Raw genomic sequence first — 26101 nt, 5'->3', positions numbered from 1 at the left:
GCCGGCGCCCCGGCTCAGGCTGTGCTGCGGTGTGCGGTGTCCAGCAGCTGCATCTCGTCCTCGGACAGCCGCAGCGCGCCGGCGGCCACGTTGGCGGCCAGGTGGTCCGGGTTGCCGGTGCCGGGGATGGCCAGGACGTGCTCCCCGAGGTGCAGCGTCCACGCCAGCCGGACCTGCGCGGGGCTCGCCCCGTGGGCCCGCGCGACGGCGAGGACGGCGGCGTCGGCCCCGGCTTCGGCCCCTGCTCCGGCCGCGGCGCCGGCCCCGCCGTTCCCGCCCGCCTCGCGCCCCGCACCGGCGATCGAATAGAAGGGGACGAACGCGACGCCCTGCTCGCCGCAGCTGCGGACGAACTCCCGCTGCTCCGCCCGCACCCCGAGACCGTACGGGTTCTGCACGCAGACCACGGGGGCGATGGCCTGTGCCTCGGCGAGGTGGTGGGGCTGGACGTTCGACAGCCCGAGGTGGCGGATGAGCCCGGCCTCGCGCAGCTCCGCCAGCGCGCCGAACCGCTCGGCGAGGGAGTCGGTGCCGACGATGCGTAGGTTCACGAGGTCGAGGTGGTCGCGGCCGAGCTGGCGCAGGTTCTCCTCGACCTGGCCGCGCAGCTGTCCGGGGGTGGCGTGCGGCATCCATGCGCCGGACGCGTCCCGGCCCGGGCCGACCTTGGTGGCGATGACGAGGTCGTCGGGGTAGGGCGCGAGCGCGCGGTTGATCAGCTCGTTCGCGGAGCGCAGCCGCGAGAAGTAGAAGGCGGCGGTGTCGATGTGGTTCACGCCGAGCTCCACGGCGCGGCGCAGCACGGAGATCGCCCGGTCGCGGTCGCCGGGAGGCGCATCCGGGTCGAAGGCCGTGCCGTCCTGCGGAAGGCGCATCGCGCCGAAGCCGATCCGGTTGACGCGCAGGTCGCCGAGGGTCCAGGTGCCTGCAGCCGCCGCTGTGATCATCTCTTGGGTCATGCCGGAATGATCACTGCGGGGGTAGGGTGACCGCCATTGATTCAGCCATGACTGAATGCGGCGAGGGGCGGCGGGGGAGACCGGGATGGCCGGGCAGCAGGCGGTGCTGACGTTCTCGACGGGCGACCTGGCGCGGATGCGCTTCGCCGTCTCGCCGCTGTGGCAGGTCGTGGCGGCCTTCCGGCTGCTGAGGTACGGGGGCCACGGGGGTTACGGGGGTTACGGGGGCTACGGGGCCGGCGGCGGACCCGTGCCCGGTGGGTACTCCGTACACCGGCCGTGGATCGAGCAGGTGCGGCCGCGCCTGGCGGCCGCCGGGCTGGACCGGGGGTGGCTCGCCGAGCTGATCCCGGCCGCCGGCTACGCGCCCGACTTCCTCACCCCGGCGCCCGCCGGCCCGGCCCCCGCGCTGGAACAGGAGCTCGCCGCGGTCCGGGCCGCCCCGGCGGACCGGGTCCGCCACGACCTCGACCACCTGGCCCACCACCGGGGTGGCGGCCTCGGCCCGCGCCTGCGGACGCTGTACGCGCAGCCCGAGGAGCGGCTGGCGCGCGTCGCGGAGGAGATCGAGGCCTGCTGGGAGCTGGCCGTCGCGCCCTACTGGGCCCGCATCCGGGCTGTGCTCGACGCCGACGTCCTCCACCGCGCCCGGCAGGCCGCCGAGCACGGCGCCGCCCACCTCCTGGGCGACCTCCACCCCGGCGTGAGCTGGACCGGCGACGCCCTGCGGCTGGTGCGCCGACAGCGGACCCTGAACCGTGAGACGGCCGGCCCGGGGCTGGTGCTGCTCCCCTCGGTGTTCAAGGGGCCCGGCCTGTCGACCCGGGTCGCGCCGCCCGACCCGCCGCAACTGGTCTACCCGGCGCGCGGCACCGGCTCCCTGTGGGAGGCCCGGCCTTCCGGCACCGCGGTGAGCACCTCGCTCGCCGCGGTGTTCGGCCGCTCGCGCACCCTGCTGCTGACCGGGCTGGACACCCCGGCCTCCACCACCGAGCTGGCCCGCCGCACCGGCCTGTCCCCGGCCCGGGTCTCGCAGTGCCTGACCGCGCTGCGCGATGCGGGCCTGGTCAGCTCCCACCGGGCCGGGCGCTCGGTCCTGTACGCCCGCACCGCCGCCGCCGAGGCCGTCCTCGCGGCGGCGGCCTCCGTATGACGGGGCTGCTCCCGGGCGGCGGGCCTACCCGCGGACGATCCCGGCCCGGGTGCGGTCCTCCAGGGCGGCCTGCTCCGGGTGGCGGGCACGCCAGTACGGATTGTCGTGCGGCAGCGCGCTCCCGACCCGCCCGTACATCCCGAACCACATCAGCATCACGCCGACGACGAAGCTGAACAGCACGTTCTGGATCTCGAAGGCCAGGAAGTTCAGACCGGTGTCCAGCAGGGCGAGGTTGACGAACCCGCTCACGATGAACGCCAGGCCGAGCACGATGTTCAGCGACGAGGCGAAGTTCCCGCCGATCACCATCCCGACGAACAGCAGCAGCCCGACGCAGATCGACAGGACGCTCAGCGCGCCGTTGGTGTTGAGGGTGAGCACGCGGTCGCCGCCGGTGTCGAAGAACCCGATCCGGTCCATCAGCCCCAGGATCCCGAACACCACCAGCAGCAGCCCGGTCAGCCCCGCCCCGACCCGGTACACCTTGCTGAGCTTGTGGTCGGCGGGCAGGTGCTCGTCGAGCCGGGCCTCGACGGGATGCAGCATGCGGCGCAGCAGCCGGTGGGACTCCTGCGGCTCGTGGGTCGGGTACGGCTCGTGGGGCACGTAGGGCGCGTAGTTCTCGTGCTCCTCGTGGCACCCGTAAGCGGCATGCGGCGCGTACGGGGCATGCGGCGGCGCGGGGGACGTCGCGGGCACACGGGCTGCACGAGGCCTGTGGAAAGTGTGGGCAGCCATACCGCCCTCCTCTGCTCCGGTCCCTGGCACCTCCCAGCATCCGCCGATGCCGAAGCGGGAACAACCCGGGGGAGGACTGAAGGCGGACCGAAGAAAGGGCGAGGAAGAACCGAGGAGGAACTGAGGAGGAAGAGGCCCCTCACCCTCCGGCGCGTCGGCCCCGGATGTCCGCCACCACCCGGCCCACGCCTGCCCGGACCTCCTCCATCTCCTGGAGGAAGTGCCAGTAGTCGGGATGCCGTCCCTCGAGCGCGGCCACCGCCCGGTCCACCCGGGCCACCGACGCGTCCAGCGGGCCCGCATGCCGCGGATCCGGGACGCTGCGGCCCTCCATCGCCAGGCGCTGCGCATCCCGGATCGCGAACCGGGTGCGCTGCACCTCCGCCTGCGGATCCCGCGCCACCGCCTCCAGCCGCGTCAGCCGGTCCTGCGCGGCCGACACCGCCTCGTCGGTGGAGTCCAGCGCAGTCCGGACCGCCTCCACCAGCGCCGTCACGTCCGCCCAGCGCTGCTCCTCCCGGGCCTGCCCGGCCTCGCGCAGCTGCTCCTCGGCCCGCGCCACGTCCCGTACCGCCTGGTCCGGCACGTGCTGCAGGTCCTGCCAGCACTCCGCACTGAACCGCCGGCGCAGCTCACTGAGCACCGGATCCACCCGGTCCGCCCGATTGCGCAGGGCCTGCGCCCGGGTCCGCAGGCTCACCAGCCGCCGGTCGATCTCCGCGGCGCGCTCCGGCAGCCGTACGAGCTCGGCCCGTATCGCCTCGGCGTCGCGCAGGATCCGGTCCGCGCGCTGGATGGTCTCCTGCACCCCGTGCTGCGCGGCGCCCTGGTTCAGCCGGGTCAGCTCCGGCCCGAGCGCGGCCAGCCGCGCCGCGATCTCGTCGGCCCGCATCCCCTTGCCGCGGACCTCGTCCAACGCCGTGCTCGCCGCCAGCAGCGCCGCCCGCGCCCGCTCCCGCGCCGGTACGACCCGGGCGAGCTGCGTCTCGGCGTTGTCCAGCAGGGGCCGGATCCCCTCGGCGAACCGGTCCAGCTCGGCCTTGGCCCGCACCAGCTCCTCGCGCGCCCGCGTCAGCTCGTCCCGCGCCCGCGCCGCGACGGCACCGTCCAGCTCGGGCCGGTCCAGGTCGTGCGCGTCGACCGCCTCGATGTACACATGGCTGGCCTGGTCGATCCGCTGCCCCAGCGCGGCGAACGCCTCGCCCGCCTGCCGGGCCGCCGGCGACCCGTCCGCGGCGGCGATGGTCTCCAGCGAGATCCGCAGATCCCGCTGGGCGGTGTCCAGCTCGTAGAACGCGGCGGCGGCGGCATCCTTGGCCGCCTGCGCATCCGCCCGCCGATTCTCGCCCCGCCCGCCGAACCACCGCCGGGATGCCGTCGTCACAATCCCTCTCCCGTACGCGTCCGCCGTGCCCCGCCTGCTCCGCCCATTCTCTCCCACGGAAACGGGTTTGCGTGGGGCCCGTGGCTGGCATGTAGGCTGTCCACTCATCCACGGGTGCGTAGCTCAGGGGTAGAGCGCTGCTCTTACAAAGCAGATGTCGGCGGTTCGAAACCGTCCGCGCCCACCAGCGGAAAGCCCTCAACCGATCACGGTTGGGGGCTTTCCCCATGCCACATCGACGCCGTCCGTGTGCCGGCTCTGCTTCCGTCCGCGTTGCGTGCGCCTTCCTGGCGACGGGCTTGCGAGGGAACATCCCGGGGTCTGGTGACAACGAGGTCGGAAGCAGGTGGCAGGTGACTCAACCCAGGTGCGGGGCGCAGACGGCCAAGGGGCGGCCTTGCAGCAAGCCCGCGATCATGAACAGCTCTCGGTGTCAGTTACATCAGGGCAGCTGGTCCAGCTACGCAGTGGCGCAGCGGAAGAAGAAGGACGCCGAAGCGAAGATGCGGAAGCTGCGGAAGAAGAAGTGAACCCTTTGGCGGTTGCCGGTTGTTAGGTTCCGCAGGTGGAGGTCCAGCCCTTGTCGAAGCCGGCGTACCAGCCCTGGTGGTAGCGGCTCGCGTTGGGGGGTGCCGTTATGGGGCCGCCGTCCTTGCAGGACTGTTCCTTTGCCTTTTCCGTGCCTTTCTTGACGCCGTCCGCGTGGCCCCGGTCGTATTCGGCGTCGGTTGCAGACAGGACGCTGACCTGGGGTGACCATGGGGTGCACAAGGAGCGGGCACCCTGGGTCGCGCGCGCACAATGCTGCACCGAGAAATGCCAGACCCTGGAGAGGCCGCCGGTCCGGATCGTCGTGAGGCGGGCCGCTCCCGGCGGGTACTCGCGCTGACCGAGGTCGTCCCGGATGTTGTAGTACTCGAGGGCGGTGCCTTGGGGTGTGAATCCGCCGTAGTAGACCGTGATCGTGTCGGTGTCGGTGCCGCACCATGTGTAGCGCACACCCAGATACGGTGAGCCCCCGCTCTTGAACCTCGGGGGGTTGTCCCCCACCCTCTGCCCTCCGCTCGCGGTCCCGTCCTTGGTGAGGCAGGGGGCGTGTACCGACGTGGGGTGCGCCGCGGCCGTGGGAGGCAACACCATGCCTGCGGCGACCAACCCGGAGGAGAAAACGGCGGCAAGCGTGCGGCGTCTGAGGCTGGTCGTCATGCGTGCTCCTCTGAGAGCCCCTCAGGTTTGCGCATATGGCGCCGTGTCCGCCCTCTCATGCGGCGGCGCCGGGGAGTCGTTTCCATCGTCTCGTGGACCGGTCAGCCTGTCGACCGGTGCACGTGGTCGCCTTCTTTTGTCGGGGGGTTGGGCGTGGGAGGGTTTTGGGATGGGTGTTTGGGGGGTTGTGGGGGCGGTGGTGGTGGGCGTTGTGGGGTTAGTGGTGTGGGGGAGGGGGGTGGGGGCTCGGTTTGAGCGGCAGCGGGAGGTCGAGAGGGAGCGGTTGCTCGCTCAGGTTCGGCAGCCCGTGGGGGAGGGGGCGGGGGCGAAGTATGCCGATGCCGGTCGGGGTGGGGAGGGTGAGGCGGCGGGGGGTGATGGGTTCACCGCCTTGTTGGTGGAGTACTACGCCTACGGGTTGGCGCAGGCGCGGAGCAGTTTTGCCGTGAGTCAGCTGTTCGCCGGGGTGGGGGCCGCGGTGGTGCTGGTCGGGGTGGCGCTCGGGGTGTGGAAGGCCGAGAGTGTTGGGGAACTGTATGTGGGGGTCGTGACCAGTTCCGTGGGGGTTGTGGTCACCGTTGTGGGGCAGCTGTTTCATCGGCGGGCCGATGTTGCGCTGCGGCACATGGCCGCTCAGACCGTTGCGCTGCGGGAGGACCGGCGGGCGGCTGCGGCGCTGGAGCAGGCGGTGGCCCTGTTGGACGAGGTCGCCGATCCCGAGCTGCGGGCGCGGCTCCAGGCCGGCCTGATCATGAAGCTGTCCGGGTCCGAACTGCCGCGGTAGCGGGATAGTGGGGGTATGTGCCGATCCATTAAGACGCTGCGTCCGCCCGCCATCCCCGAGAAGGCCACCGAGGAGGAGATCCGGGCCGCCGCGCTGCAGTACGTACGGAAGGTGTCCGGGTTCCGGGCGCCCGCAGCGCACAATCAGGAGGTGTTCGAGGAGGCGGTCGAGGCCGTGGCCCGGGCTACGGCCGAATTGCTGGGAGGGCTGCAGGTCAGGGGGGTTCCCGCCGCCGGCTAGTGCTGCGGCTGCTTCGCTTCCGGTCAGGTGGTGCGGGTTCGGCGGCGCAGGAGCCAGATGCCGGTGGCCAGGGCGCCGACGGTCAGGGCGCCGCCGACGGCGATCTCGCCCCGGCTCACCGTGTCGATGCTGCCGCCCGTGCCGCCGCGGGCCGCACCCGTGGTGACCTGCAGGGACGCGGTGACACGGTCGCCGCCGGGGCCGCCGCACTCGAAGGTCACCGTGTACGTGCCGGCGCTCGCGTTGGTGAAGACCGTGGTGCTGCCCGAGAGGGTATATGCCGAGTTGGACGAGCCCAGGCGGACGTCGCCGAACGCGCTCGACGAGGCGGTGCCCGTGCGTGATCCGCAGCCTCCGAGGGTGAGGCCGATGCGGCCCCCCGGGGCGACGGAGTTCGGGGAGACCGCGGCCGAGAGGCCGGTGGCGCCGCCCGCGGCGCTGGCGGGGGCGGCGGTGGCGGCGACGGCGGCGAGGGTCGCGGCCGCGAGGCTCAGCAGGGGGCGGTTCGGCGGCGTGGCGGGCATGGAGTGGACTCCTCGGGCTCCTCGAAACGGCGCGACCAGGCCACGGGTGTGACGCGGATGCGGTTGCGCGCCGTGTTCAGGACGCTAGGAGTACGAGGTGCAAGCGGCGATCGGGGCCGGTGAAACGGGTGAGGCGCTGCTCCGCCCGGGGGACGCCTACGCAGCTGCCGGGGCGGGACGGCGGATGACGAACGCGGCCAGCGCGCCCGCGGCGAACAGGGCGATCACCGAGACCGCGGTCCCGAGCCAGGCCGCGCCCAGCCACTGGGTGCCGAAGTAGCCGAGCGACACGCTGTAGCCCGCCCAGGCCATGCCCGCCAGGGCCGACCAGGGCAGGAACTCCATCACCTTGCGGTGCGTCTTGCCCGCGCCCAGGGACACCACCGAACGGCCCGCCGGAGCGAAGCGGGCGATCACGACCAGGGCGCCGCCGCCCCGGGCCAGGGCGGTGCCCAGCCGCTCGTGGGCCAGCGTCAGCCGGCGCGAGCGGGAGATGGCACGGTCGAGCCGCGCCCCGCCGCGCCGGGCCAGCCGGAAGGCGGCCATGTCGCCCAGCACCGAGGAGGTGGCGGCGATCACCAGCAGCGCCAGGATGTCCGGCACCTGCTCGGGGCCCGGCACCGGCCCCGCCGCGGCGGCCGCTGCTGCCGCCGCAGTGATCACCAGGACGCCGCTGGGCAGCACGGGCAGGAACACGTCGAGCACGACGGACAGCGCCACCACGGCGTAGATCCACGGGCTCGTGGTCAACGACCCCAGCGTCTCAAGCAAACGGGACTCCCCGGTCCGGTGGACGTGCCTCGGCGTGAAGCGCCGCGACGTCGCGGGGGAGCGGCAGGGGCGGCTTGACAGCCATACAGCGTACGCCCGGCGCTCGTGCGCCGAATGCCCGGGGCGGCCCCCGGTCCGCTGTGTGTCCGGCCGGATTCCGGTCCGCGTCAGTCCTGCGCCGTCAGTTGCCGGTTCAGCACCGTCACCAGACGGCCCCGTCGGCCCGGGCCCCTGCCGCGGTCCCGGCGGGCCTGGTCCAGGCGGAGCCGGGCCGAGCGGCCGGACAGGGCCAGCGTCATCAGCTGGTTGCCGAACCAGGGTCCGCTCGTACGCCGCCAGCCCATCGGGGGCCGGCCCGTCCGCCCGTGCCGGGACAGCCCGCGCCCCAGCCACCGCCCCACCCGGGACCAGCCCAGCCGGAATCCCCACTTCACCAGGGTGTGGACCGAGTTGTGCACGGGCGAGCACGTCAGCTGGAACACCCGCGCCGTGCCGGGTATTCGGGGCTCGGCCACATACGCGTGGTGCACGTCCCCGGACAGGACGCACACCGTCGCCGGGGCCCGCGGACCCGTCGCCACCTCCTCGATCAGATCGCTGAGCGCCGCGAACGAGGCGGGGAACGCCGCCCAGTGCTCCAGATCGCTGCGCCGGCGCAGGTCCTCCCCGATCCGCGCCCAGCGAGGCCCCCGCTCACCGCGGCACAGCGCGGCGTTCCACACTTCCGCGTCGTGGATCAGCGGTGGCATCAGCCAGGGCAGCGAGGAGCCGATCAGCAGGTGGTCGCAATCCCCGCGGTCCGCCAGCGCGTTGTCCCGGAGCCACTGCTGCTCGGCCGGGTCGAGCATGGCCCGGCCGTCCTCGGCGAGGACCCGCGCCGCCCGCGTGTCCACCATCAGCAGCCGGGAGCGGCCGAAGTCGCGGCGGTAGCTCCAGCGCGCCGAGCCGGGGTCGGCGTCCGCGGCGGCGGCGAAGGCCCGCAGCGCGTCCGTGCCGTCCGGGGATTTCCGTACGGCCTGGTACAGGGCGTCGGCCGCGAGCTCGGCCGGTGAGAGGTTGCCCAGGTGCTGGTACACCCAGTACGACATCAGCCCGCTGACCACCCGCTCCTGCCACCACGGCGTGGCCCGCATCTCCGCCAGCCAGGCCGCGCTGGTGTTCCAGTCGTCCACGACGTCGTGGTCGTCGAACATCTGGAGGCTGGGCACGGTCGACAGCAGCCAGCGGATCTCCGGGTCGAGCCAGGATTCGTAGTACAGCCGTGTGTACTCCTCGTAGTCCGCGACTTGGGCGCCGGGGGCGTCGCGCAGGTCGCGCCGGGCCGCGAGCCACTGCCGGGTCTCCCGCGACAGCTGGTCCGCGTACACCTGGTCGCCCAGGAGGAGCAGGACGTCGGGCCGCGGTTCGTCCGGGTCGGCTGCCAGGCGCGCCGCGAGCGTGTCGAGGGCGTCCGGCCCGTGGGGTCCGCGCCGGTCCGCGGGCGGCGCGGCCTGGCGGCAGGACCCGAACGTGATCCTCAGCTCCGGGGCGGCCCGCCCGGCCGCGGCGACGGCGGGCACGGTGATCGTGCTCGGCGGGAAGGCGCCGCCCGGCAGGGGCCAGACGCGCCTCCCGTCGAGCAGCACCTCGTACGCCGTGGTGGTCCCCGGGGCCAGGCCGGTCACCGGTATCACCGCGTAGTGGTGCCCGGCGATCTGGAAGGTGCGCACGCTGCCCCCGGCCCCGTCGGCGCAGCGCACCTCGGCCGTGCACGGGCGGTCGGCCTCGACCCATATCGTCGCCGCGTCCCCCCTGTCCCAGTCGACGTGGCGCAGCAGCGGTCCCAGGCGCAGCACGGCCATGGAACTCCCCCCTCCCCGTAGCACCTTCGATCACGGTACGACGGCGAGGGGGAGCCGGGCCTCCCCCTCACGGGGGAAATAAGCGGAATCCGGTCGGATGGCCTGGCCTCAGCAGCCGTTCAGCACGTTGACCAGGGCCGTCTTCTCGCCGGAGTCCATGCTCAGGCCCCAGTACTGCTTCACCTCGACCCACATCCGGGCGTAGGTGCAGCGGTAGGCGGTGCGCGGCGGCAGCCACTTGCCCGGGTCGAGGTCGCCCTTGGCCTGGTTGACGTTGTCCGTGACCGCGATGAGCTGCGGGCGGGTGAGGTCGTTGGCGAACTGCTGGCGCTTGGAGGTGGTCCAAGAGGCGGCCCCCGAGCGCCAGGCCTCGGCGAGCGGCACGACGTGGTCGATGTCGAGGTCGGCCGCATCGGTCCAGGTGGCGCCGTCGTACTCGGAGTACCAGCTGCCGCTGACCGAGGCGCAGGAGGAGTCGGTGACGACATTGACGCCGTCGCGCTTCAGGACGGTCTCGCGGGTGTTGCAGGTGCCCGAGACGGTGGTCCAGTGCGGGAACAGGCTGCGGCTGTAGCCGGTGAGGGAGCCCTCCGCCCGGGGCGTGACCGTCGCGAGGTAGGCGCGGGCGGCCGAGGCGCTGATGGGGGTGGGAGGGGCGGCCTGGGCGGTGGGGGCGTTGATGAGGGAGGTGAGGGCGGCGAGCGCGGCGGATGACGCGAGCACGCCAATTCGACGCGCGTAGACGGAGGGTATGCGGGCCGAAAGGGCCATGAGGGTGCTCCCTGGATGCGGGGGGTGTGGCCGTGAAGCCCCGGAAAAGGGGGGGCGCGGCCAGGGTGGCGGCGCCGGATTGCGTGGCGGCGGGCGCAAGGTTACAGGTTTGCGACATGGGCACGTCACGTTCGGGTGCCGGCAACTGCCGCCGGTTAAGCGGAAGTTGGAGTTCCGGCGTGGGGGCGGGGGTCGACGCCCGACGGTGTCCGGCCGGTCCCGGGGTCAGGCGGCCGGTTCCGCTTCCCTGCTCCCCGGGCCCGGCCCTGTCGCGTGCGAGGGACCAAAGTCCTGTTCCGGCCCCTCGGAGGCGTCACGTATCCTGGTGGGAGCAGAAGGGGAGTAGCTCTTCGCCGGACCGTCGACATACTGCTGGGTCTCCCAGCCGGCGCCCGGAGGCAGGCCGCACACCGCGGCCGGCCAGCGAGACCTTCGGCCACAGTGTTCTGTCCAGGTCCACGTGCACCCGTCCATCCGACGCGGGCGCGTGTACGCAGTCAGGTCGCTGTCGTGCCGAAGCGACCCCTGACACACCCCAGGTCCCTCGGTAGCGGCGACGTCCTGCCCACCGATTGAGGTCCCGCACCGTGTTCAGCACGAACTTCAGCATCGCCGTCACGGCCATCGCCTTCGGCGTCGTCTTCCTCGCCGAGCTCCCCGACAAGACGGCGCTGGCCGGCCTGATGCTCGGCACCCGCTACCGGGCCTCGTACGTCTTCGCCGGCGTCGCCGCCGCCTTCGCCGTGCACGTCGCGCTCGCCATCGCAGCGGGCAGCGTGCTCACCCTGCTCCCGCACCGGCTCGTCCAAGCCGTCGTCGGCGTGCTGTTCCTGCTCGGCGCGGTCATGCTCCTGCTGAAGAAGGGCGACGAGGAGGACGAGGTCAAGGCGCCTGCCGACCAGTCCTTCTGGAAGGTCTCCGCAGCCGGCTTCATGCTGATTCTGGTCGCCGAGTTCGGCGACCTGACCCAGATCATGACCGCCAACCTCGCCGCCCGCTACGACAACCCCCTGTCGGTCGGCGTCGGTGCCGTCCTCGCCCTGTGGGCCGTGGCGGGCATCGGCATCCTCGGCGGGCGCACCCTGATGAAGTACGTGCCGCTGCGCCTGATCACCAAGGTCGCGGCGGGGGTGATGGCGGCCCTCGCCGCCTTCTCGCTGTACGAGGCGATCTCGGGCTGAGGCGGGCGGGCTGCTGCGGGGGTGCGGGCCGCGCACTGCGGGGCCGGGGGCGACGGGCCCGGGGGCGGCGGGCCTGGGAGCGGCGGGCCTGGTGGGGGCGGGCCCGGTGGGGGTGCCGCCGCCCTCAGCAGGGCGGCCCGACGTCCGGGCCCGCCGACGGGGGCCGGGTCGCCGCCAGGATCGCCGCCTCGGCCCGCGGCACCGGAGTACCGTCCGGCAGCAGCAGCACCTGCGGCTCCTGCACCACACCCACCTCGGCCGCCGCATCGCCCCCGGACAGCCGGGCACCCCGTACCGTGACCCGGTCCGTGGGCTGCGGAGCCAGCACCTGCCGCTCCCGTACGTACGCCACGAAGCTCTCGAAGTCCCGCTGGTGGCGGTACGGCTCGCGGAAGCCGGCCAGCGCCGGATACCCGTCGTAGCCGAGGAAGGTGTACGACAGGGCCGCCAGCCGGTACCGGGCCCCGGGGTCGAGCGGCTTGCCGTCGATCAGCACCTCGGCCGGATCCACCCGGTCCCCGACCGCCCCGGCCGCGTCGAAGCGGTAGCGCACGTTCCCCGACACCGCGAGGGGCGCGAACCGCAGCGCGCCGCCCGGGCCCGTCGTCCACTGCTGCTCCAGGACGTCGTGGATCTGCCGCCCGGTCACCCAGGCCGTGACCACCGGGTCGCCGAAGCCGACCGCCCGCCATGCGGCGCCGAAGGTGACGGCTCCGTCCGAAGCGGCATCGCGTACGAGATCGCCCGCGATGACCACCTGACCCGCCGTGGGCGCCAGCGCCACCAGGGCCAGCTGGGCCGGCACGTTGGGGTGGACGTTGGCGTCGTTGTCGGGATCGTCCGGCCGGCGCCCCGCCCACAGCGCCCAGTCGGCGACGAGATCGCCCATCGTGGATTCGCCGGCCGCCGTCCGGGTCCGCAGGAAGGACCCGGTCTGCCGGCCGATGCGGGTGCGGTCGCGCTGGACCGCCTGCCCGGCCCAGTAGTCCACGACCTCCTTCAGCGAGGGGTGCGGGGCGACGTCCCGGGTGTTGGGGTGGTTGACCGACACGGTCAGCTCCCGCACGACCCGTCCGGTCTGCGGGTCGAGGCGGAGACTGATCTCGTTGACGACCTGTCCGTAGCAGCCGGCGCCGACGAAGGGGCGCGGGACCCCGGCCGGGTCGGGGAGCATCAGGTTGAACCGGTGGTGCCAGTGGCCCGTGATGATCGCGTCGATGGCGGGGGAGACCCGAAGGGCGAGGTCGTAGGCCGGTCCGGAGGGGTTGCTTCCGCCGTTGAAGTCGGTGCCCGCCACCGCGCCGTCGTGCAGGCTGAGCACGATCGCGTTGACCCCGAGCTCCTTCAGGCGCGCCGCGCAGGCGTCGGCGGTGGCGACCGCGTCGAGGGTGGCGAGGCCGGGCTGGAAGGAGCCGGGCATCAGCTCGGTGCCGACGGCGGTGAGGTGGATGAAGCCGATCGGCAGCTTCCGCTGTCCGTCCGCCGTGCTGACGTACTCGATGTTGTACGGGGGCAGTACGGTCGGGCGGTCGCCGCCGGACCAGACGGTGTTGGCGCTGTAGTAGCGGAAGTCGGCGCCGTGGAAGCGGCTGCCGGAGGAGTCGGTGAAGGAGGAGTCCTGCCCCTCGACCGGGAACGGGACGCCCTGCTCCATGTGCTTGCGCAGCATGGCCGGAGACTTGTCGAACTCGTGGTTGCCGGCGGTCGCGAAGTCCAGGCCCAGACGGTTGAGGGCCTCGATGGTCGGCTCGTCGGCGAAGGCGGCGGCGTCGAACTCCCAGCCGGAGAAGGCGTCGCCGGGCGTGAAGAAGAGCGAGTTGCGCCGGCCGGTGCGCAGCCGCTCCAGGTGGGTGCCGAGGTAGGCCACCCCGCCGACGGTGTAGCGGCGGCCGCCGCTGCCGGTGATGACCGAGTTGGTGCCGGGAGCGGCCTGGAGGAAGCCGTGCAGGTCGGTGATGCTGAGGAGTTGGACGTCCACGTACTCGTCGGCGGAGGCGGCGTCCTGGCCGGCTTCCGCCGCGAGGGCGGGGGCGCCGAGGGCGAAGGAGGCGGCCAGGCCGCCGAGTGAGGTGAGGAAGGTACGTCGGCCCGGATCCGGCGAACTGTGCCGGTACGCAACGGTCGTTGCCCGCTTGGTCACACGGGCATCCTGCTGATCGGCGGGGGGTCGGGGTGGTGGCCGGGCCGCAAACCGCCCGAGCGGGTGATGCGGCGTGCGGGTCGGCTCCGCGGGTGGTGTGGTTTGCCGTGCCGCGTGCGCCGGGCCCGGTGTAATCCGCCCGCCGACCAGGCCGGCCCTGCCCAGGCCGGCCCTGCCCAGGCCGGCCCTGCCCGGGTCCGTCCTGCCTTGCCCGGGGCCCGTCTTGCCTGGGCACGCCCCGACCGGCCCCGCCTTGCCGCCGGGCGGTGGGGTGGGCCGCTGCGCGGAGCGTCTCCCCGCCCCGCCCTTTCACCGTTTCCCGGGGCTCCGCCCCGGACCCCGCCTTGCAGGGCGGCGGGTGCACTCTGGGCTCGGGCGCCCCGCTGGCGGATCACCGCTGCGCGAAGCCGGATCGGGGAGCCGCGCAGCCACGGTCCCGTAGGCGGGTTCGCCCGGCCGTCGGTTGCTGGCGGCCGCCGTCGAACGCGCCCTACGGGCGCGGTGCGCGCGCCCGTGGTGGTCCGCCGGCTGCCGCCTGTGGCGGATCGGCTTGTGCCGGCGTTCCGCCGCCCGTGCGGGTCGTCCCGTCGGGGATTGCCGCTGCGTGAGCCGGGGCGGGGAGCCGTGCGGCCGCGGCCCGTAGGTGGGTTCGCCCGGCTGTCGGGCGCTGGCGGCTGCCGTCGACTGTGCCTACGGGTGCGGTGCGCGCGCCGTGGCGTTCCGCCGCCTGCGCGGGTCGTCCCGTTGGGGCGGGGAGCCGTGTGGGTCGCGGTCCGTGGGTGGGGTCGGCGGGCGCTGGCGGCTGCCGTCGAACGCGGGGTTCCGCTGGCTGCCGCCTGTGGCGGATCGGGTTGTGCCGGTGTTCTGCCCGCGCGTTCGCTGACTGCCGCCCGTGGCGGGGCGGCGCGGCTGTTTCGGGGGTGCGGTCAGGCGGGGGGTGGGGTGAGGGTCAGGTGGAGCGTGCCGTCCGGCGTTGTCGTCACCTTGACCGCGGTGAGGTCGGGGACGTGGGCCGTCGGGGTGTGGGCGGCGGCCCGGGGGCCTATGCCGACGACCCGCATGCCCGCCGCCCGGCCCGCGGCGATGCCGGCGCCGGAGTCCTCGAACACGATGCAGTCGGCCGGGTCCACGCCCAGCGCGGCGGCGCCCTGCAGGAAGCCCTCGGGGTGGGGCTTGCTCGCCCGTACGCAGTCGGCCGTGACCCGCACCTCGGGCATCGGGAGCCCGGCGGCGGCCATCCGGACCGCGGCCAGGGCCGCGTCGGCGGAGGTGACCAGCGCGTGCGGCAGCCCGACGAGCGCCGCCATGAACTCCGCGGCCCCGCCGACCGGGACCACGCCCTCGGTGTCGGCCGTCTCGCGGGCCAGCATCTCGGCGTTCTCGGCGTGGTTGAGCTCCATCGGCCGGTCCGGCAGGAGCGCCGCCATCGTGGCGTGGCCCTGGCGGCCGTGGACCACCTTGAGGGCCTCCTCCGGATCCAGGCCGTGGGACACCGCCCACGCGCGCCAGCAGCGCTCGACCACCGCGTCCGAGTCGACCAGGGTGCCGTCCATGTCCAGCAGCAGGGCCTTGGCGGTCAGGACGACGGGGGCGGCGGCGGAGGTGCTGGCCGGCATCGGTGGGGCTCCAGACACGGCGGGAGAAGAGAACAAGTGGTTCCGTCCACCGGTCAGGGAGTGCGGACGGAACCACTTTGTTCCTCCACGATACAAAACATTGGCGGTCTACGCCACCTGCCCGTTCAGCGCGCTGCGTGGTCGCGCCGCGGCTCCGTCGAGTGCGGCTCCTCGGCATCCGATCCGCACAGCTCGGCGTTGAGCTCGTGGACCAGCTCGGCCAGGTCCCGCGGCCGGTCGGGGCCCCACCAGTCGCCGAGGAGCTCGGCCAGGGACTCCTCGCGGGCCTGGGCCAGCCGCACGGCGTACTCGCGCCCCTTGACCGTCGGGAGCAGCATCAGCCCGTCCCGGACGGCGAGCCTGCGCTCCTCGAGCTGGCGGGCGGCGTCGGTGATCACCTTCAGCGGCACCGTGGTCCGTTCCGCGAGCTCCCCCGGCTCGGCGGAGCCGTACTTGTTGATCCGCAGCAGCAGCCAGCTGGCGGCGGGCCGGAGGTCGTAGCCGGCCCTCGCGGTGATCTTCTCGTAGACGTGGCGGCGCCCCTCGCGGGTGCCCAGCACCGACAGCGCGCGGGCGACCTCCTCGTGCGAGGAGCGGTGGACGGGGTTGGAGGCGAGTGTCTCGCTGACGTCCGGCGCGGTCACCGACCCGCGCAGCTTGTCCTCCTTGAGGAACCAGGCGATGGCGAAGGCCAGCAGCACGACGGGGACGGCGTAGAGGAACACGTCGGTGATCGACGTGGCGTACGCGTCGAGCACGCGCGGCTGCAGCTGGGTCGGGAGAAGGGCGATGGCCCGCGGATCGGACTCCACCTGCGCGGCCGTCCCCGCCGGGAGCGGAAGGCCGGCGAAGGCCGCGGTGAGCTGGTCGTCGAGCCGGTTGGTGAAGATCGTGCCGAAGATGGCGACGCCGAACGAGGCGCCGATGGAACGGAAGAAGGTGGCGCCGGAGGTCGCGACCCCGAGGTCGGCATAGCTGACGGAATTCTGCACGGCGAGGACCAGCACCTGCATGACCAGGCCGAGGCCCAGGCCGAAGACGAAGAAGTACACGCTCGTCGGCCAGGCGCCGGTGGTCCGGTGCAGCTGGTGCAGCAGGAGCAGCCCCACGGCGGTCACCGCGGTGCCGGCGATCGGGAAGACCTTCCACCGGCCGGTGCGGCTGACGATCTGGCCGGAGGCGGTGGAGGAGATCAGCATGCCGAGCACCATCGGCAGCATGTGCACGCCGGACATCGTCGGCGAGACGCCCTGCACGACCTGGAGGAAGGTCGGCAGGTAGACCATCGCCCCGAACATCGCGAAGCCGATGACGAAGCTGATCACCGCGCAGAGGGTGAAGGTGCGGATGCGGAAGAGTGCCGGCGGCAGGACGGGCTCGACGGCCCGCTGCTCGACGAAGAGGAAGGCGACCAGCAGCCCGGCCCCGAGGACGGCCAGCCCGATGATCCGGGTCGAGCCCCAGCCCCAGGTCCCGCCGAGGGAGGCGATGAGGACGAGGCAGGTGGCGACGGCGGCGAGCAGGGCCGTGCCCAGGTAGTCGATGGTGTGCTTCGCGCCGCGCACCGGGATGTGCAGGGCGGCCGCGATCACGGCGAGGGCGACGAGCCCGATGGGCAGGTTGATGTAGAAGACCCAGCGCCAGGACAGGTGGTCGACGAACAGGCCGCCGAGCAGCGGGCCCAGGACGCTGCTCGCACCGAAGACGGCGCCGAAGAGGCCCTGGTACCTGCCGCGTTCGCGGGGCGGGACGATGTCGCCGACGATCGCCATGGAGAGCACGATCAGCCCGCCGCCGCCCAGGCCCTGGAGGGCGCGGTACCCGATCAGCTGGGGCATGTCCTGCGCGAGTCCGCACAGCGCCGAACCGACCAGGAAGATCACGATGGCGGTCTGGAACAGCTTCTTGCGCCCGTACTGGTCGCCGAGCTTGCCCCACAGGGGCGTCGCGGCCGTGGAGGCGAGTATGTACGCGGTCACGACCCAGGACAGGTGTTCCATCCCGCCGAGGTCGCTGACGATCGTCGGCAGGGCCGTGGAGACGATGGTCTGGTCGAGGGCGGCGAGCAGCAGGCCGAGCAGCAGCGCACCGATGGAGACGAGCACCTCGCGGGAGGTGTGTTCGGAGGCGGGCCCGGCCCTTCCCCGGCCGGAAACGGGCCCGGCGCCGCCGTTGGTCACTTCCTGAGCCATCCGATCCTCCTCGGGCCGGAGCAACGTTTCCATCCTGAGCGGTGTGTCCGGTTATGGCCTGTCGGGCGGTTGGGCGGCCCTTGACGGGTCTGCATAATCGCAGGCAAGGGCCAGGGAGGGAGTGCAGTGAGCGCTGAGCGCTGTCCAGATTGCGACGCCGCGGGTGTCGACTGCGGGTGCGCGGCGGGGGCGGGTTTCGAGCCACTGCGGATCCGCCCCTATCTGACGCTGCCGGACCCCGGCCTGAGGGTTTCCGGCTCCGCGGAGCCCCCGCAGCCCACGCAGGCGTACGCGCACGCCGGCGTCGCGGGGTCGGAGGACGCCACGCCCGCGTACGGGATGCCGGCGGTGTGGCCGGACACCCCGCCGCAGGCGTCCTGGCCCGCCGGGACGGCACCGCTCCACACCGAGCCGCACGATCTCGGCGAGCTCGGGGTGCTCACAGGAGCGGACCCGGCCCGGGGCAGGGGCTCCGGGCGCAGGAGCGCCGCCCCGTCCCGCCGGCGGCGGCTGCCGACGGTCCTCGCGGGCGCGGGCACGGTGCTCGCGGTCGGCACCGTGGCCCTGACGCTGGGGATGCTGTCGCATTCCGGCGAAAGCGACACCGTCCTGCTGGACGCCAAGCCCTCGGCGGAGGCGGTCGACGTGGCCCCGGCCGGCCCGACGCAGCCCCCGACCTCCGCCGCCCCGTCCCGCTCGGCCGCGCCCACTGCTTCCCGCTCCGCCTCCAAGTCCGCCTCGCCCTCATCCACCGCCTCCCGCTCGGCGGCGCCCCAGGCGGCCGGGCCGTCGCCGAGCGCGAGCCGCCCGGCGAGCAGCCCGCCCCCGCCGCCCAAGACCCCGACGCTGAGGTACGGCGACTCCGGCCCGGAGGTGGAGAAGATGCAGCGGCTGCTGGCCGCGCAGGGCTGGTACCGCGGCAAGATCAACGGCAGGTACGACGACCGCACGGCGAGGTCCGTGGATGACTTCCAGGACGCCCACGACATCTGGGGGGAATGGGGCGAGTACGGCCCCCAGACCCGCAAGGCCCTGGAGGGCACGGGCTGACCTCCCGAACGGCGTCTGCGACGGGCCCCGCGATCGGCTCCGCGACGAGCCGCTAGGCCAGCCGCTTCTCGAAGAAGTGCTCGGCGTACGGGTCCGACTTGTACGCGGATATTTCCGCGTAACCGTGGCGCGCGTACAGCGCCCGCGCCTCCACCAGGTCGGACCGGGTGTCCAGCCGGACGCGCTCGGCGCCCAGCGCCCGGGCCTCGTCCTCCAGTGCGGCGAGCAGTGCCGCCCCGCCGCCGGTGCCGCGGGCGCGCGGGTCCACGTACACCCGTGTCAGTTCCGCGGTGGCGGGATCGAGCAGTCGGACGCCGCCGCAGGCGAGCGGCTCGCCGTCGAGCCGGCCGACCACGAACTGGCCCGTGGGTGGCAGGAGCCCGTCGGTCGGGAAGTCCAACATGCCCTGGTCGATCTCGGCCTCGGTCACGGACCGCTTCCAGTACCGCCCGGCGACCTCGGCGTAGTAGGCGCGCCGCAGCGCCGTGGCGTCGGCGGTGTCGTAGTGCTCGGCGACGACGGCCCAGGTGGCGGCGGTCGTCGCAGTGTTCCCCGTGTTGATGTTCATGGCGTCATTGTGCGGGCCGCGCGTCCGGCGCCGCGTGGAATATCCACAGGCGCGGGCCGATGATGGGAAAAGGGTTAAATCGCATCAACGGAGGGCGTGAGCGCCATGTCCCAACACCCCGACGCTGCCCTGATCCGCCGCGGCTACGAGGCCTTCGGCAAGGGCGACATGGACACCCTGGGTTCGCTGATGACGGCCGACGTCATCCACCACGTACCCGGCTCCAACCCGCTGTCCGGTCACCACAAGGGCCGCGAGGCCGTCCTCGCCCTCTACCGCCGCATGGGCGAGGAGACCAAGGGCACGATGCAGGTCGATCTGCACACGGTGATGGTGGACGGCCGGGGCCACGCCATGGCCGTCCACACGTTGCGCGCCGACCGCGGCGACCGCGGCATCGAGATCCAGGAGGGCCTGTTCTTCACGATCGTCGGCGGGAAGATCAGTGACATCGACGAGTGCACGCAGGACATCGACGAGGAGAACGCCTTCTGGAGCTGACGGAGCTGACGGAGCTGAGGAGCTGACGGAGCCGACGGAGCCGTCCCGCCACCGCCGGCTCCCGCCGCTCAGGCCTCCTGCTTCGGCCCCGCCTGCTGCACGACCTCGAACGACCACACCGTCGACGCCGAGGCCGCCGGCTTGGGCCGCTCGCCCGCACCCGCGCCCGCGCCGCCACCCTGGTGCGCCGCCTTCATGGGCCCTTCCATCCACGCCTGGAAGTCCTCCTCCGACCGCCACCGCGTGTAGACGAGGTACTGGTCGGTGCCCTCCACCGGGCGCAGCAGCTCGAACCACTCGAACCCGTCCGAACCCTCAACCGCCCCCGCCCGCGAGGCGAAGCGCTGCTCCAGCACCTCCCGCTGCTCGGCCGGCACGGTCAGTACGTTGATCTTCACGATGCTCATGCCCGCCATCCTAGGGATCCGGCGGGGGATATCGTCGTCCCGGGTAATCCGACGCGGCAGCCAGGCTAAGTCAGGGTTGCGTTCCACAGGACGGGAGGCCGGCGAGGCGTGGCTGACGCGGCAGAGCACAGGGGTGCGAACGGACATGCCGGGGTCATAGGCGGCAGCAACAGGCTCGCGGCGGCGCGGCTCCTGCTCTGGGCGCTGGCCGGAATCCTCGCCCTGCGGCAGGCCGCCGTCGTGCTGCGCGTGCCCCCGGGCCAGTGGCTCGGCGAGCTGCACCTCCCCGACAGCCTGCCCGGTTCGCTGTACGACGCCGGCCAGTTCAGCGGTACGCCCTTCGCCGGGCTCGTCCTCAGACCCGCCCTCGGCCTGGCCGCGCCCTCGCTGGAGGTGGCCTGGACGTGCGTGACGCTGCTGTTCGTCGGAGCCGTCGGGCTCGTCGCCGCGCGCGGCCTGCCCGACCCGGTGCCCCGGCGCACCGCGCTGCTCGCCGCGCCCGCCCTGGTCGGCCTGATGATGGTCTCGCTGCCCGTCCGCGAGGCCGCCGCGCCCGGCCAGAGCGCCGTCCTGCCCGTTCTGCCCGTCCTGTTGGTGCTGCTGGCGGTGTTCCGGGTGCCCGCCGAGCGCCCGGCCGGGTTCCTCGTGGGGCTCGCCGCCGCGCTCCAGCCGGCCCTGCTGCTGTTCGCGCCGCTGCTGTGGTGGACCGACCGCCGCCCCACCGCGAGGGCCGCCGGTGCGACCTTCGCCGGAGCCACCGCCCTGGCCTGGGCGGCCCTGCCGCACGACTCGTGGACGTACTGGGTGCACCACGTGGCCGGCACCGGCCTCGGCGGCGCCCCCGACGCCCTCGCCAACCAGTCGGTGCACGGCGCCCTGCTGCGGCTCGGCCTCACCGGCCCCGCCGAGCTCGTGCTGTACGCGGCTCTCGCGGCGGCGATCGCCTGGGCGGGCCTGCGCCGCGCCGTCCGCTACGCGCGCGACGGGCAGCTGCTGCTCGCCGTCGCCGTCACCGGGTGCGTGGCCGTCGCGGTGGCACCGACCGGCTGGCGCCACCAGCTGCTGTGGGTGCTGCTCGCGGTGGCGGGCCGGGTGGGCGAGCGCGCCGCGGACCGGCGCGTGTGGCCGGTCGCCGTGGTCCTCGCCATGACCCTGCCGAGCAGCGTGCTGCTGCCCAACCTCGCCGCGCTGGCGCCCGTACGGGACAACGTGCTGCTGCTCGCCGCGCTCGCCGCTGCCTGCGCGGTGCCGTTCCTGCCGCGCTCCTCGCCGTACTGGCGGGCGCCCGTGCCGACCGCGTACGGACGCCCGGCCGCGGCCCGCTGGTCGCGCGTGCCGCTGATGCCGTTCTGGCGGCGCGTGCTGTCGCGCCCCAACCTGCTGCTGGAACTGCTGCTGATACGGGTCGGGTACTCGATCTACTCGCACATCCGCGCCGCCGCACCCGCCAGCCGCAGCCTCGCCGAGGAGCACGGCGGCCAGATCCACGCCGTCGAGCGGGCGCTGGGCCTCGACATCGAGCACGCCGTCAACCACGCCGTGGTCGGCCTGCCCTGGCTGGAGAGGTTCTTCAACTTCTACTACTCGTCGTTCCACTTCGTGGTGCCGCTGGCGATCCTGGCCGTCCTGTACTGGCGCAGGCCGGGCGACTACCGCTGGGCGCGCGCCTCCCTGGGATTGGCGACCGTCATCGCGCTCCTCGGCTTCTGGCTCTACCCGCTGGCGCCGCCGCGCCTGATGCCCGGACTCGGCTTCATCGACACCGTGCACGGGCCGCAGGACCTCGCCCATCCGCAGTACGGGGCGATGACGGCGATCTCCAACCAGTACGCGGCCATGCCCTCGCTGCACTTCGGCTGGTCGCTGTGGTGCGGGATCGTGGTCATCGTGCTCGCGCCGAAGGCCTGGCAGAAGCTGCTCGGGGCGCTGCACCCGCTGATCACCGTCTGCGCGATCGTGGTCACCGCCAACCACTGGGTGCTCGACGCGGTCGGCGGCGCGGTCGTCGTCGGTGCCGGATTCGGGCTGGTGTACGTGCTGTCCGGGCCCCGCGGGCTCAGGCTGGAGCTCCCGGGGCCGCGCACGGCGGGCGCCGGAACGGAATCCGGGCCGGCCGTCCCGGCGCGGGCCGCGGCCGGCTCGTAGACGGCGCGGCTCGCAGAGGGCGCGGCTCGTAGAAGGCACGGCTGTGCTCCTGCTCGAAGCCTCTGCGTCCTGCGTCGCCCCGTTGATGTCGAAGGTGTGTCCCGCGGTGCGACCCGTGAAGGCCGTCTCGTCCTGAGAACGACCCGCCGGCCGTGACCAGGTGCACCGACAGCGACTGGTCCACGGTGAGCCCGTACTTGCGCATCGGCCAGCCGATCCCGCCGCCGAGCGTCAGCCCCGCGAGCCGGGTGTGCGTGACGATCCCGGCCGGCACCGCCGGCCCGAAGGCTTGGGCTCGCGGGCCAACTCGCCCGGCAGCACCCGCGCCTGGGCCCGGGCCGTGCGCCGCTCCGGGTCGAGCCGGATGCCGCGCAGGGGCGACAGGTCGACCACGATCCCGCCGTCGCACACCGACTGCCCGGGGAAGCTGTGGCCGCCGGAGCGCACGGCGAGCGGCAGCAGCCCCTCGGCGGCGACCGGCACCGTACGCAGGCCACCGCACGCAGACCGCGGGGGCGCCGGGGCCGCCCGAAGGAGGCCCCGGCACCCCCGCGGTGGATCGCCGCGTCCTGCCAGGATCCGCCCGCGCCCCGGCCCCCGCCACTCGGGCGGCGGCCTCAGCCCGGGGCCGGCGCCGACAGCCGGGCGACGACCAGGGCGACGGCCGCCTCCGCGGTGTCGGCCTCGCCGAGGACCCGCTTCGTGCTGGGGCTCAGGACGCGGAAACCGCCCTCGCGCACCGGCTCCACGGACGGCACGTCCGCCTCCGGCGGGTGGCCGCCCCGGCTGCTGAACCGCAGGACGCAGTGGCTGGTGAACGGGTACAGTCGGCGCAGCTCCGGCTGCGCCGCGGCGGCCTCGATCAGCGCGAGGACGCCGCGGCCGACGGCCGCCTGGGGTCCGCCGCGCTCGACCATCAGCCGCCACGTCGTGGGCAGGCGCTGCCAGCGCGCCTCCACGCTCTCGTCGGGCCCCCTGCTGAGCGTGTCCTGGAGATCCATCCGCGCAGTCTGACGTCCGGCCGCCGCCGCGACAATGCCCCGGACCGCATCGATTGCGGGCCGTTACCGCCCCGTGCCGTGTGCTCAGCCGTGGCTGACCCGGAGTTCCTTGATCCCGTTGAGCCAGGCCGCGCGCAGCCGGCGCGGTGCCTCGCCGGTGAGCCGCAGGTCGGGCAGGGTGTCGGCGAGGGCGTTGAAGATCAGGTCGATCTCCATGACGGCCAGGGACTTGCCGAGGCAGAAGTGCGGTCCGCCGCCGCCGAAGCCGAGGTGCGGGTTCGGGTCGCGGGTGATGTCGAAGACGTCCGGGTCCGTGAAGACCTCCGGGTCGTGGTTGGCGGAGGAGTAGAACAGCCCGACCCGGTCCCCCGCCCGGATCTTCTGCCCGCCCAGCTCGGTGTCCCGGGTGGCGGTGCGCTGGAAGGACACGACCGGGGTGGCCCAGCGGACGATCTCCTCGGCCGCCGTCGACGGCCGGGTGGCCTTGTACAGCTCCCACTGTTCGGGGTGGGTGAGGAAGGCGTGCATGCCGTGGCTGATGGCGTTGCGGGTGGTCTCGTTGCCGGCGACCGCCAGCAGCAGCACGAAGAAGCCGAACTCGTCGGAGCTCAGGTTGCCCTGGCCCTCGGCGGCCACGAGCTGGGTGACGATGTCCTTGGCGGGGCATTCCTTGCGTGCGGCGGACATGTTCATGGCGTAGCCGATGAGCTCCATGGCCGCTTCGGCACCGACCGCCTCGGTGATCGCGTACTCGGGGTCGTCGTACGCGATCATCTTGTTCGACCAGTCGAAGATGCGCAGGCGGTCCTCCTGCGGTACGCCGATCAGCTCCGCGATCGCCTGGAGCGGGAGCTCGCAGGCCACCTGCGTGACGAAGTCGAAGCTGCCGTCGCCGCCGCCCGACTCGGCTGCGGCGCGGGCCTGTTCCACGATCCTGCGGGCCCGGTCGCGCAGGGCGTCCTCCAGGCCGCGGATGGCCCGCGGGGTGAAGCCGCGCTGCACGATCTGGCGTACGCGGGTGTGCTCGGGCGGGTCCATGTTCAGCATGATCAGGCGCTGGGCGTCGATCTGCTCGCGGTGGATGCGCTCGTTGAAGCGGATGATGGCGGTGTTGGTGGTGGAGGAGAACAACTCCGGGTGCGTGGAGACGTACTTGACGTCCGCGTGCCGGGTCACGGCCCAGTAGCCCTCGTCGTCGAAGCCGGTGATGCCGCGCGGCTGCGGGCACCACCACACGGGGGCGGTCCGCCGCAGCAGGGCGAATTCCGGGAAGGGGACCCGCTCCTCGAGGAGGCCGGGGTCGGTGGCGTCGAAGCCTTCGGGCAGCGCGGGACAGGTCATCGGGCGACTCCAAGTCTGACGTCCCATCAGAGTTGGCCGAAAGGTAGTAACGAGTTCTAGAAGTGACAAGGGCTTCCGCGCCGACTGTTGCGTGTGGAATCCGTGGAGGCCGGGTGCAAGACCCTTGCGTGCCGGGCTCCGGGTCATAAGACTGCGGAGAGAACTAGAACGCGTACTAGTTCGGGCGGGGCGCCGGGACGGCCCGCCGCGCCGGCACCGTGCAGGAGGAGGACGAGCTCATGGCCGCGGAACCCGTCATCGTCGAAGCCGTACGCACCCCGATCGGCAAGCGCGGGGGCGCGCTCGCCAACCTCCACCCCGCCTACCTGCTCGGCGAGACCTACCGCGAGCTCCTCGCCCGTACCGGAATCCAGCCCGACTGCGTCGAACAGATCGTCGGCGGCACGGTCACCCACGCCGGCGAGCAGTCGATGAATCCGGCCCGCACCGCCTGGCTCGCCATGGGCCTGCCGTACGAGACCGCCGCGACCACCGTGGACTGCCAGTGCGGCAGCTCCCAGCAGGCCAACCACATGGTCGCGAACATGATCTCCGGCGGGGTCATGGACATCGGGATCGCATGCGGTGTGGAGGCGATGAGCCGGGTGCCGCTGGGCTCGGGCTCCAAGCACGGCCCCGGCAAGCCCTTCCCGGACGAGTGGAACGTCGACCTCCCGAACCAGTTCGAGGCCGCCGAGCGGATCGCCCGCCGCCGGGGCCTCGGCCGCGAGGACGTCGACCGGCTCGGGCTGCTCTCGCAGGAGCGGGCCGCCGCGGCCTGGGCGGAGGAGCGGTTCAAGCGCGAGACCTTCGCCGTCCAGGTCCCCACCACCGAGGAGGAGCAGGCGGCCGGCCAGGGCATGTGGCGCCTGGTCCACCGGGACGAGGGGCTGCGCGACACCAGCATGGAGGCGCTGGCCGGCCTCAAGCCGGTCATGCCGACCGCCGTCCACACCGCCGGGAACTCCTCGCAGATCTCCGACGGGGCCGCCGCCGTGATGTGGGCCTCCCGCAAGATGGCCCGAGCCCTGCGGCTGAAGCCCCGGGCCCGGATCGTCGCGCAGACCCTGGTCGGCGCCGACCCGCACTACCACCTGGACGGCCCGATCGACGCGACGCGGGCCGTGCTCGGCAAGGCCGGGATGTCCCTCAGGGACATCGACCTGGTCGAGATCAACGAGGCCTTCGCCTCCGTCGTCCTCAGCTGGGCCCAGGTCTTCGAACAGGACCTGGACAAGGTCAACGTCAACGGCGGCGGCATCGCCCTCGGCCACCCCGTCGGCGCGACCGGCGCCCGGCTGATCACCACGGCCCTGCACGAGCTGGAGCGCCGCGACAAGGAGTTCGCGCTGATCACCATGTGCGCGGGCGGGGCGCTGGCGACCGGGACGATCATCCAGCGGCTGTGACGACGGCACGGCGCGCGCGGGCGCACCGGCGCCGCGCCGGGGGCGCCTCCGGCGCCGACTGAACCCCTTGTGGGATGGGAAGCCGAAGGCCCCGGGGCCGGCCTGGGGAGGCCGGCCACCGGGGCCTTCGGTATCGCTGTTCGGCTCAGCGGGTGCTGCTCACTGGTGGCTTAGTA

General features: G+C 73.3%; 25 protein-coding genes and 1 tRNA gene. 10 read left to right on the top strand and 16 right to left on the bottom strand.

The genetic code is table 11. The features are described 5' to 3' along the window. Positions 1–14 precede the first annotated feature (14 nt). Complete coding sequence (locus ABZ924_RS06475) at positions 15–959, bottom strand: aldo/keto reductase (RefSeq protein WP_361904999.1); 945 nt, start codon at positions 957–959, stop codon at positions 15–17. Positions 960–1044: 85 nt separating this feature from the next. Here ABZ924_RS06475 and ABZ924_RS06470 point away from each other — a divergent pair, with 85 nt between their 5' ends. Next, on the top strand, positions 1045–2112 hold the full coding sequence (locus ABZ924_RS06470; RefSeq protein ID WP_361904996.1) for a DUF5937 family protein: 1068 nt from the start codon (positions 1045–1047) through the stop codon (positions 2110–2112). 24 nt (positions 2113–2136) lie between these two features. On the opposite strand, the gene ABZ924_RS06465 is transcribed toward ABZ924_RS06470, so the two are convergent. Both ABZ924_RS06465 and ABZ924_RS06460 read right to left on the bottom strand, forming a co-directional pair. Further along, entirely contained in the window at positions 2137–2661 is a 525-nt protein-coding gene (locus ABZ924_RS06465; RefSeq protein WP_361905377.1) for a DUF4383 domain-containing protein, read from the bottom strand. A gap of 331 nt (positions 2662–2992) precedes the next feature. After that, positions 2993–4237 (bottom strand): hypothetical protein, encoded by a 1245-nt coding sequence (locus tag ABZ924_RS06460; protein ID WP_361904993.1) that lies wholly within the window; start codon positions 4235–4237, stop codon positions 2993–2995. 112 nt (positions 4238–4349) lie between these two features. On the opposite strand from ABZ924_RS06460, the gene ABZ924_RS06455 reads away from it, so the two are divergent. After that, positions 4350–4424: transfer RNA gene (locus ABZ924_RS06455), tRNA-Val, on the top strand. A gap of 40 nt (positions 4425–4464) precedes the next feature. Beyond that, a complete protein-coding gene (locus ABZ924_RS06450; RefSeq protein WP_361904990.1) occupies positions 4465–4767 on the top strand; it encodes an HGGxSTG domain-containing protein in 303 nt (100 codons plus the stop codon). A gap of 22 nt (positions 4768–4789) precedes the next feature. On the opposite strand, the gene ABZ924_RS06445 is transcribed toward ABZ924_RS06450, so the two are convergent. After that, positions 4790–5443, bottom strand: a complete 654-nt coding sequence (locus ABZ924_RS06445; protein ID WP_361904987.1) for a hypothetical protein — start codon at positions 5441–5443, stop codon at positions 4790–4792. 397 nt (positions 5444–5840) lie between these two features. Here ABZ924_RS06445 and ABZ924_RS06440 point away from each other — a divergent pair, with 397 nt between their 5' ends. Beyond that, positions 5841–6227 carry a hypothetical protein gene (locus ABZ924_RS06440; RefSeq protein ID WP_361904984.1) on the top strand — a complete coding sequence of 129 codons (387 nt, stop codon included), beginning with the start codon at positions 5841–5843 and terminating at the stop codon, positions 6225–6227. Between the two features lie 15 nt (positions 6228–6242). Next, positions 6243–6467 (top strand): DUF2277 domain-containing protein, encoded by a 225-nt coding sequence (locus ABZ924_RS06435; RefSeq protein ID WP_361904982.1) that lies wholly within the window; start codon positions 6243–6245, stop codon positions 6465–6467. Between the two features lie 23 nt (positions 6468–6490). Here the strand turns inward: ABZ924_RS06435 and ABZ924_RS06430 are convergent, their stop codons facing one another. The 4 genes from ABZ924_RS06430 to ABZ924_RS06415 all read right to left on the bottom strand — a co-directional run bounded on the left by ABZ924_RS06430 (position 6491) and on the right by ABZ924_RS06415 (position 10356). Further along, a complete protein-coding gene (locus tag ABZ924_RS06430; protein ID WP_361904979.1) occupies positions 6491–6991 on the bottom strand; it encodes a hypothetical protein in 501 nt (166 codons plus the stop codon). Positions 6992–7147: 156 nt separating this feature from the next. Then, complete coding sequence (locus ABZ924_RS06425; RefSeq protein ID WP_361904976.1) at positions 7148–7762, bottom strand: VTT domain-containing protein; 615 nt, start codon at positions 7760–7762, stop codon at positions 7148–7150. A 167-nt stretch (positions 7763–7929) separates the two neighbouring features. Beyond that, on the bottom strand, positions 7930–9603 hold the full coding sequence (locus ABZ924_RS06420; RefSeq protein WP_361904973.1) for an alkaline phosphatase D family protein: 1674 nt from the start codon (positions 9601–9603) through the stop codon (positions 7930–7932). Positions 9604–9711: 108 nt separating this feature from the next. Continuing rightward, entirely contained in the window at positions 9712–10356 is a 645-nt protein-coding gene (locus ABZ924_RS06415) for an HNH endonuclease family protein (protein WP_361905374.1), read from the bottom strand. A gap of 605 nt (positions 10357–10961) precedes the next feature. Here ABZ924_RS06415 and ABZ924_RS06410 point away from each other — a divergent pair. After that, entirely contained in the window at positions 10962–11555 is a 594-nt protein-coding gene (locus ABZ924_RS06410; RefSeq protein ID WP_361904970.1) for a TMEM165/GDT1 family protein, read from the top strand. A gap of 124 nt (positions 11556–11679) precedes the next feature. On the opposite strand, the gene ABZ924_RS06405 is transcribed toward ABZ924_RS06410, so the two are convergent. The 3 genes from ABZ924_RS06405 to ABZ924_RS06395 all read right to left on the bottom strand — a co-directional run bounded on the left by ABZ924_RS06405 (position 11680) and on the right by ABZ924_RS06395 (position 17503). Beyond that, positions 11680–13695, bottom strand: coding sequence for a bifunctional metallophosphatase/5'-nucleotidase (locus tag ABZ924_RS06405; protein WP_361904967.1), 2016 nt, complete (start codon positions 13693–13695; stop codon positions 11680–11682). 926 nt (positions 13696–14621) lie between these two features. After that, complete coding sequence (locus tag ABZ924_RS06400) at positions 14622–15311, bottom strand: HAD-IA family hydrolase (protein WP_361904964.1); 690 nt, start codon at positions 15309–15311, stop codon at positions 14622–14624. Positions 15312–15436: 125 nt separating this feature from the next. Further along, complete coding sequence (locus tag ABZ924_RS06395) at positions 15437–17503, bottom strand: MFS transporter (RefSeq protein WP_361904961.1); 2067 nt, start codon at positions 17501–17503, stop codon at positions 15437–15439. Between the two features lie 126 nt (positions 17504–17629). Here ABZ924_RS06395 and ABZ924_RS06390 point away from each other — a divergent pair, with 126 nt between their 5' ends. Continuing rightward, positions 17630–18553: a peptidoglycan-binding domain-containing protein gene (locus tag ABZ924_RS06390; protein ID WP_361904958.1), complete on the top strand. Its 924-nt coding sequence runs from the start codon at positions 17630–17632 to the stop codon at positions 18551–18553. A gap of 52 nt (positions 18554–18605) precedes the next feature. Here ABZ924_RS06390 and ABZ924_RS06385 read toward each other — a convergent pair whose 3' ends face one another. Further along, positions 18606–19121 carry a GNAT family N-acetyltransferase gene (locus tag ABZ924_RS06385; RefSeq protein ID WP_361904955.1) on the bottom strand — a complete coding sequence of 172 codons (516 nt, stop codon included), beginning with the start codon at positions 19119–19121 and terminating at the stop codon, positions 18606–18608. Positions 19122–19226: 105 nt separating this feature from the next. Here ABZ924_RS06385 and ABZ924_RS06380 point away from each other — a divergent pair, with 105 nt between their 5' ends. Beyond that, positions 19227–19622 carry a nuclear transport factor 2 family protein gene (locus tag ABZ924_RS06380; protein ID WP_361904952.1) on the top strand — a complete coding sequence of 132 codons (396 nt, stop codon included), beginning with the start codon at positions 19227–19229 and terminating at the stop codon, positions 19620–19622. A gap of 68 nt (positions 19623–19690) precedes the next feature. On the opposite strand, the gene ABZ924_RS06375 is transcribed toward ABZ924_RS06380, so the two are convergent. After that, positions 19691–20029: an antibiotic biosynthesis monooxygenase gene (locus tag ABZ924_RS06375; RefSeq protein ID WP_361904949.1), complete on the bottom strand. Its 339-nt coding sequence runs from the start codon at positions 20027–20029 to the stop codon at positions 19691–19693. Positions 20030–20185: 156 nt separating this feature from the next. On the opposite strand from ABZ924_RS06375, the gene ABZ924_RS06370 reads away from it, so the two are divergent. Continuing rightward, positions 20186–22174, top strand: coding sequence for a phosphatase PAP2 family protein (locus tag ABZ924_RS06370; RefSeq protein WP_361905371.1), 1989 nt, complete (start codon positions 20186–20188; stop codon positions 22172–22174). Positions 22175–22405: 231 nt separating this feature from the next. Here ABZ924_RS06370 and ABZ924_RS06365 read toward each other — a convergent pair whose 3' ends face one another. From ABZ924_RS06365 to ABZ924_RS06355, 3 genes are all read right to left on the bottom strand, one after another. After that, entirely contained in the window at positions 22406–22657 is a 252-nt protein-coding gene (locus ABZ924_RS06365) for an FAD-binding protein (protein WP_361904946.1), read from the bottom strand. Between the two features lie 134 nt (positions 22658–22791). Beyond that, entirely contained in the window at positions 22792–23175 is a 384-nt protein-coding gene (locus tag ABZ924_RS06360; protein ID WP_361904944.1) for a DUF6193 family natural product biosynthesis protein, read from the bottom strand. Positions 23176–23259: 84 nt separating this feature from the next. Next, positions 23260–24516: a cytochrome P450 gene (locus ABZ924_RS06355; protein ID WP_361904941.1), complete on the bottom strand. Its 1257-nt coding sequence runs from the start codon at positions 24514–24516 to the stop codon at positions 23260–23262. Between the two features lie 239 nt (positions 24517–24755). On the opposite strand from ABZ924_RS06355, the gene ABZ924_RS06350 reads away from it, so the two are divergent. Next, positions 24756–25925 carry a steroid 3-ketoacyl-CoA thiolase gene (locus ABZ924_RS06350; RefSeq protein ID WP_361904938.1) on the top strand — a complete coding sequence of 390 codons (1170 nt, stop codon included), beginning with the start codon at positions 24756–24758 and terminating at the stop codon, positions 25923–25925. Positions 25926–26101: the final 176 nt, after the last annotated feature.

Origin of the sequence: Streptomyces sp. NPDC046876, from assembly GCF_040645035.1 — a bacterium.
In the GTDB taxonomy this organism is placed as follows: Bacteria; Actinomycetota; Actinomycetes; order Streptomycetales; family Streptomycetaceae; genus Streptomyces.
The sequence above is the reverse complement of the archived record's forward strand: the minus strand, read 5'-3'. Positions and strand labels throughout refer to the sequence as shown.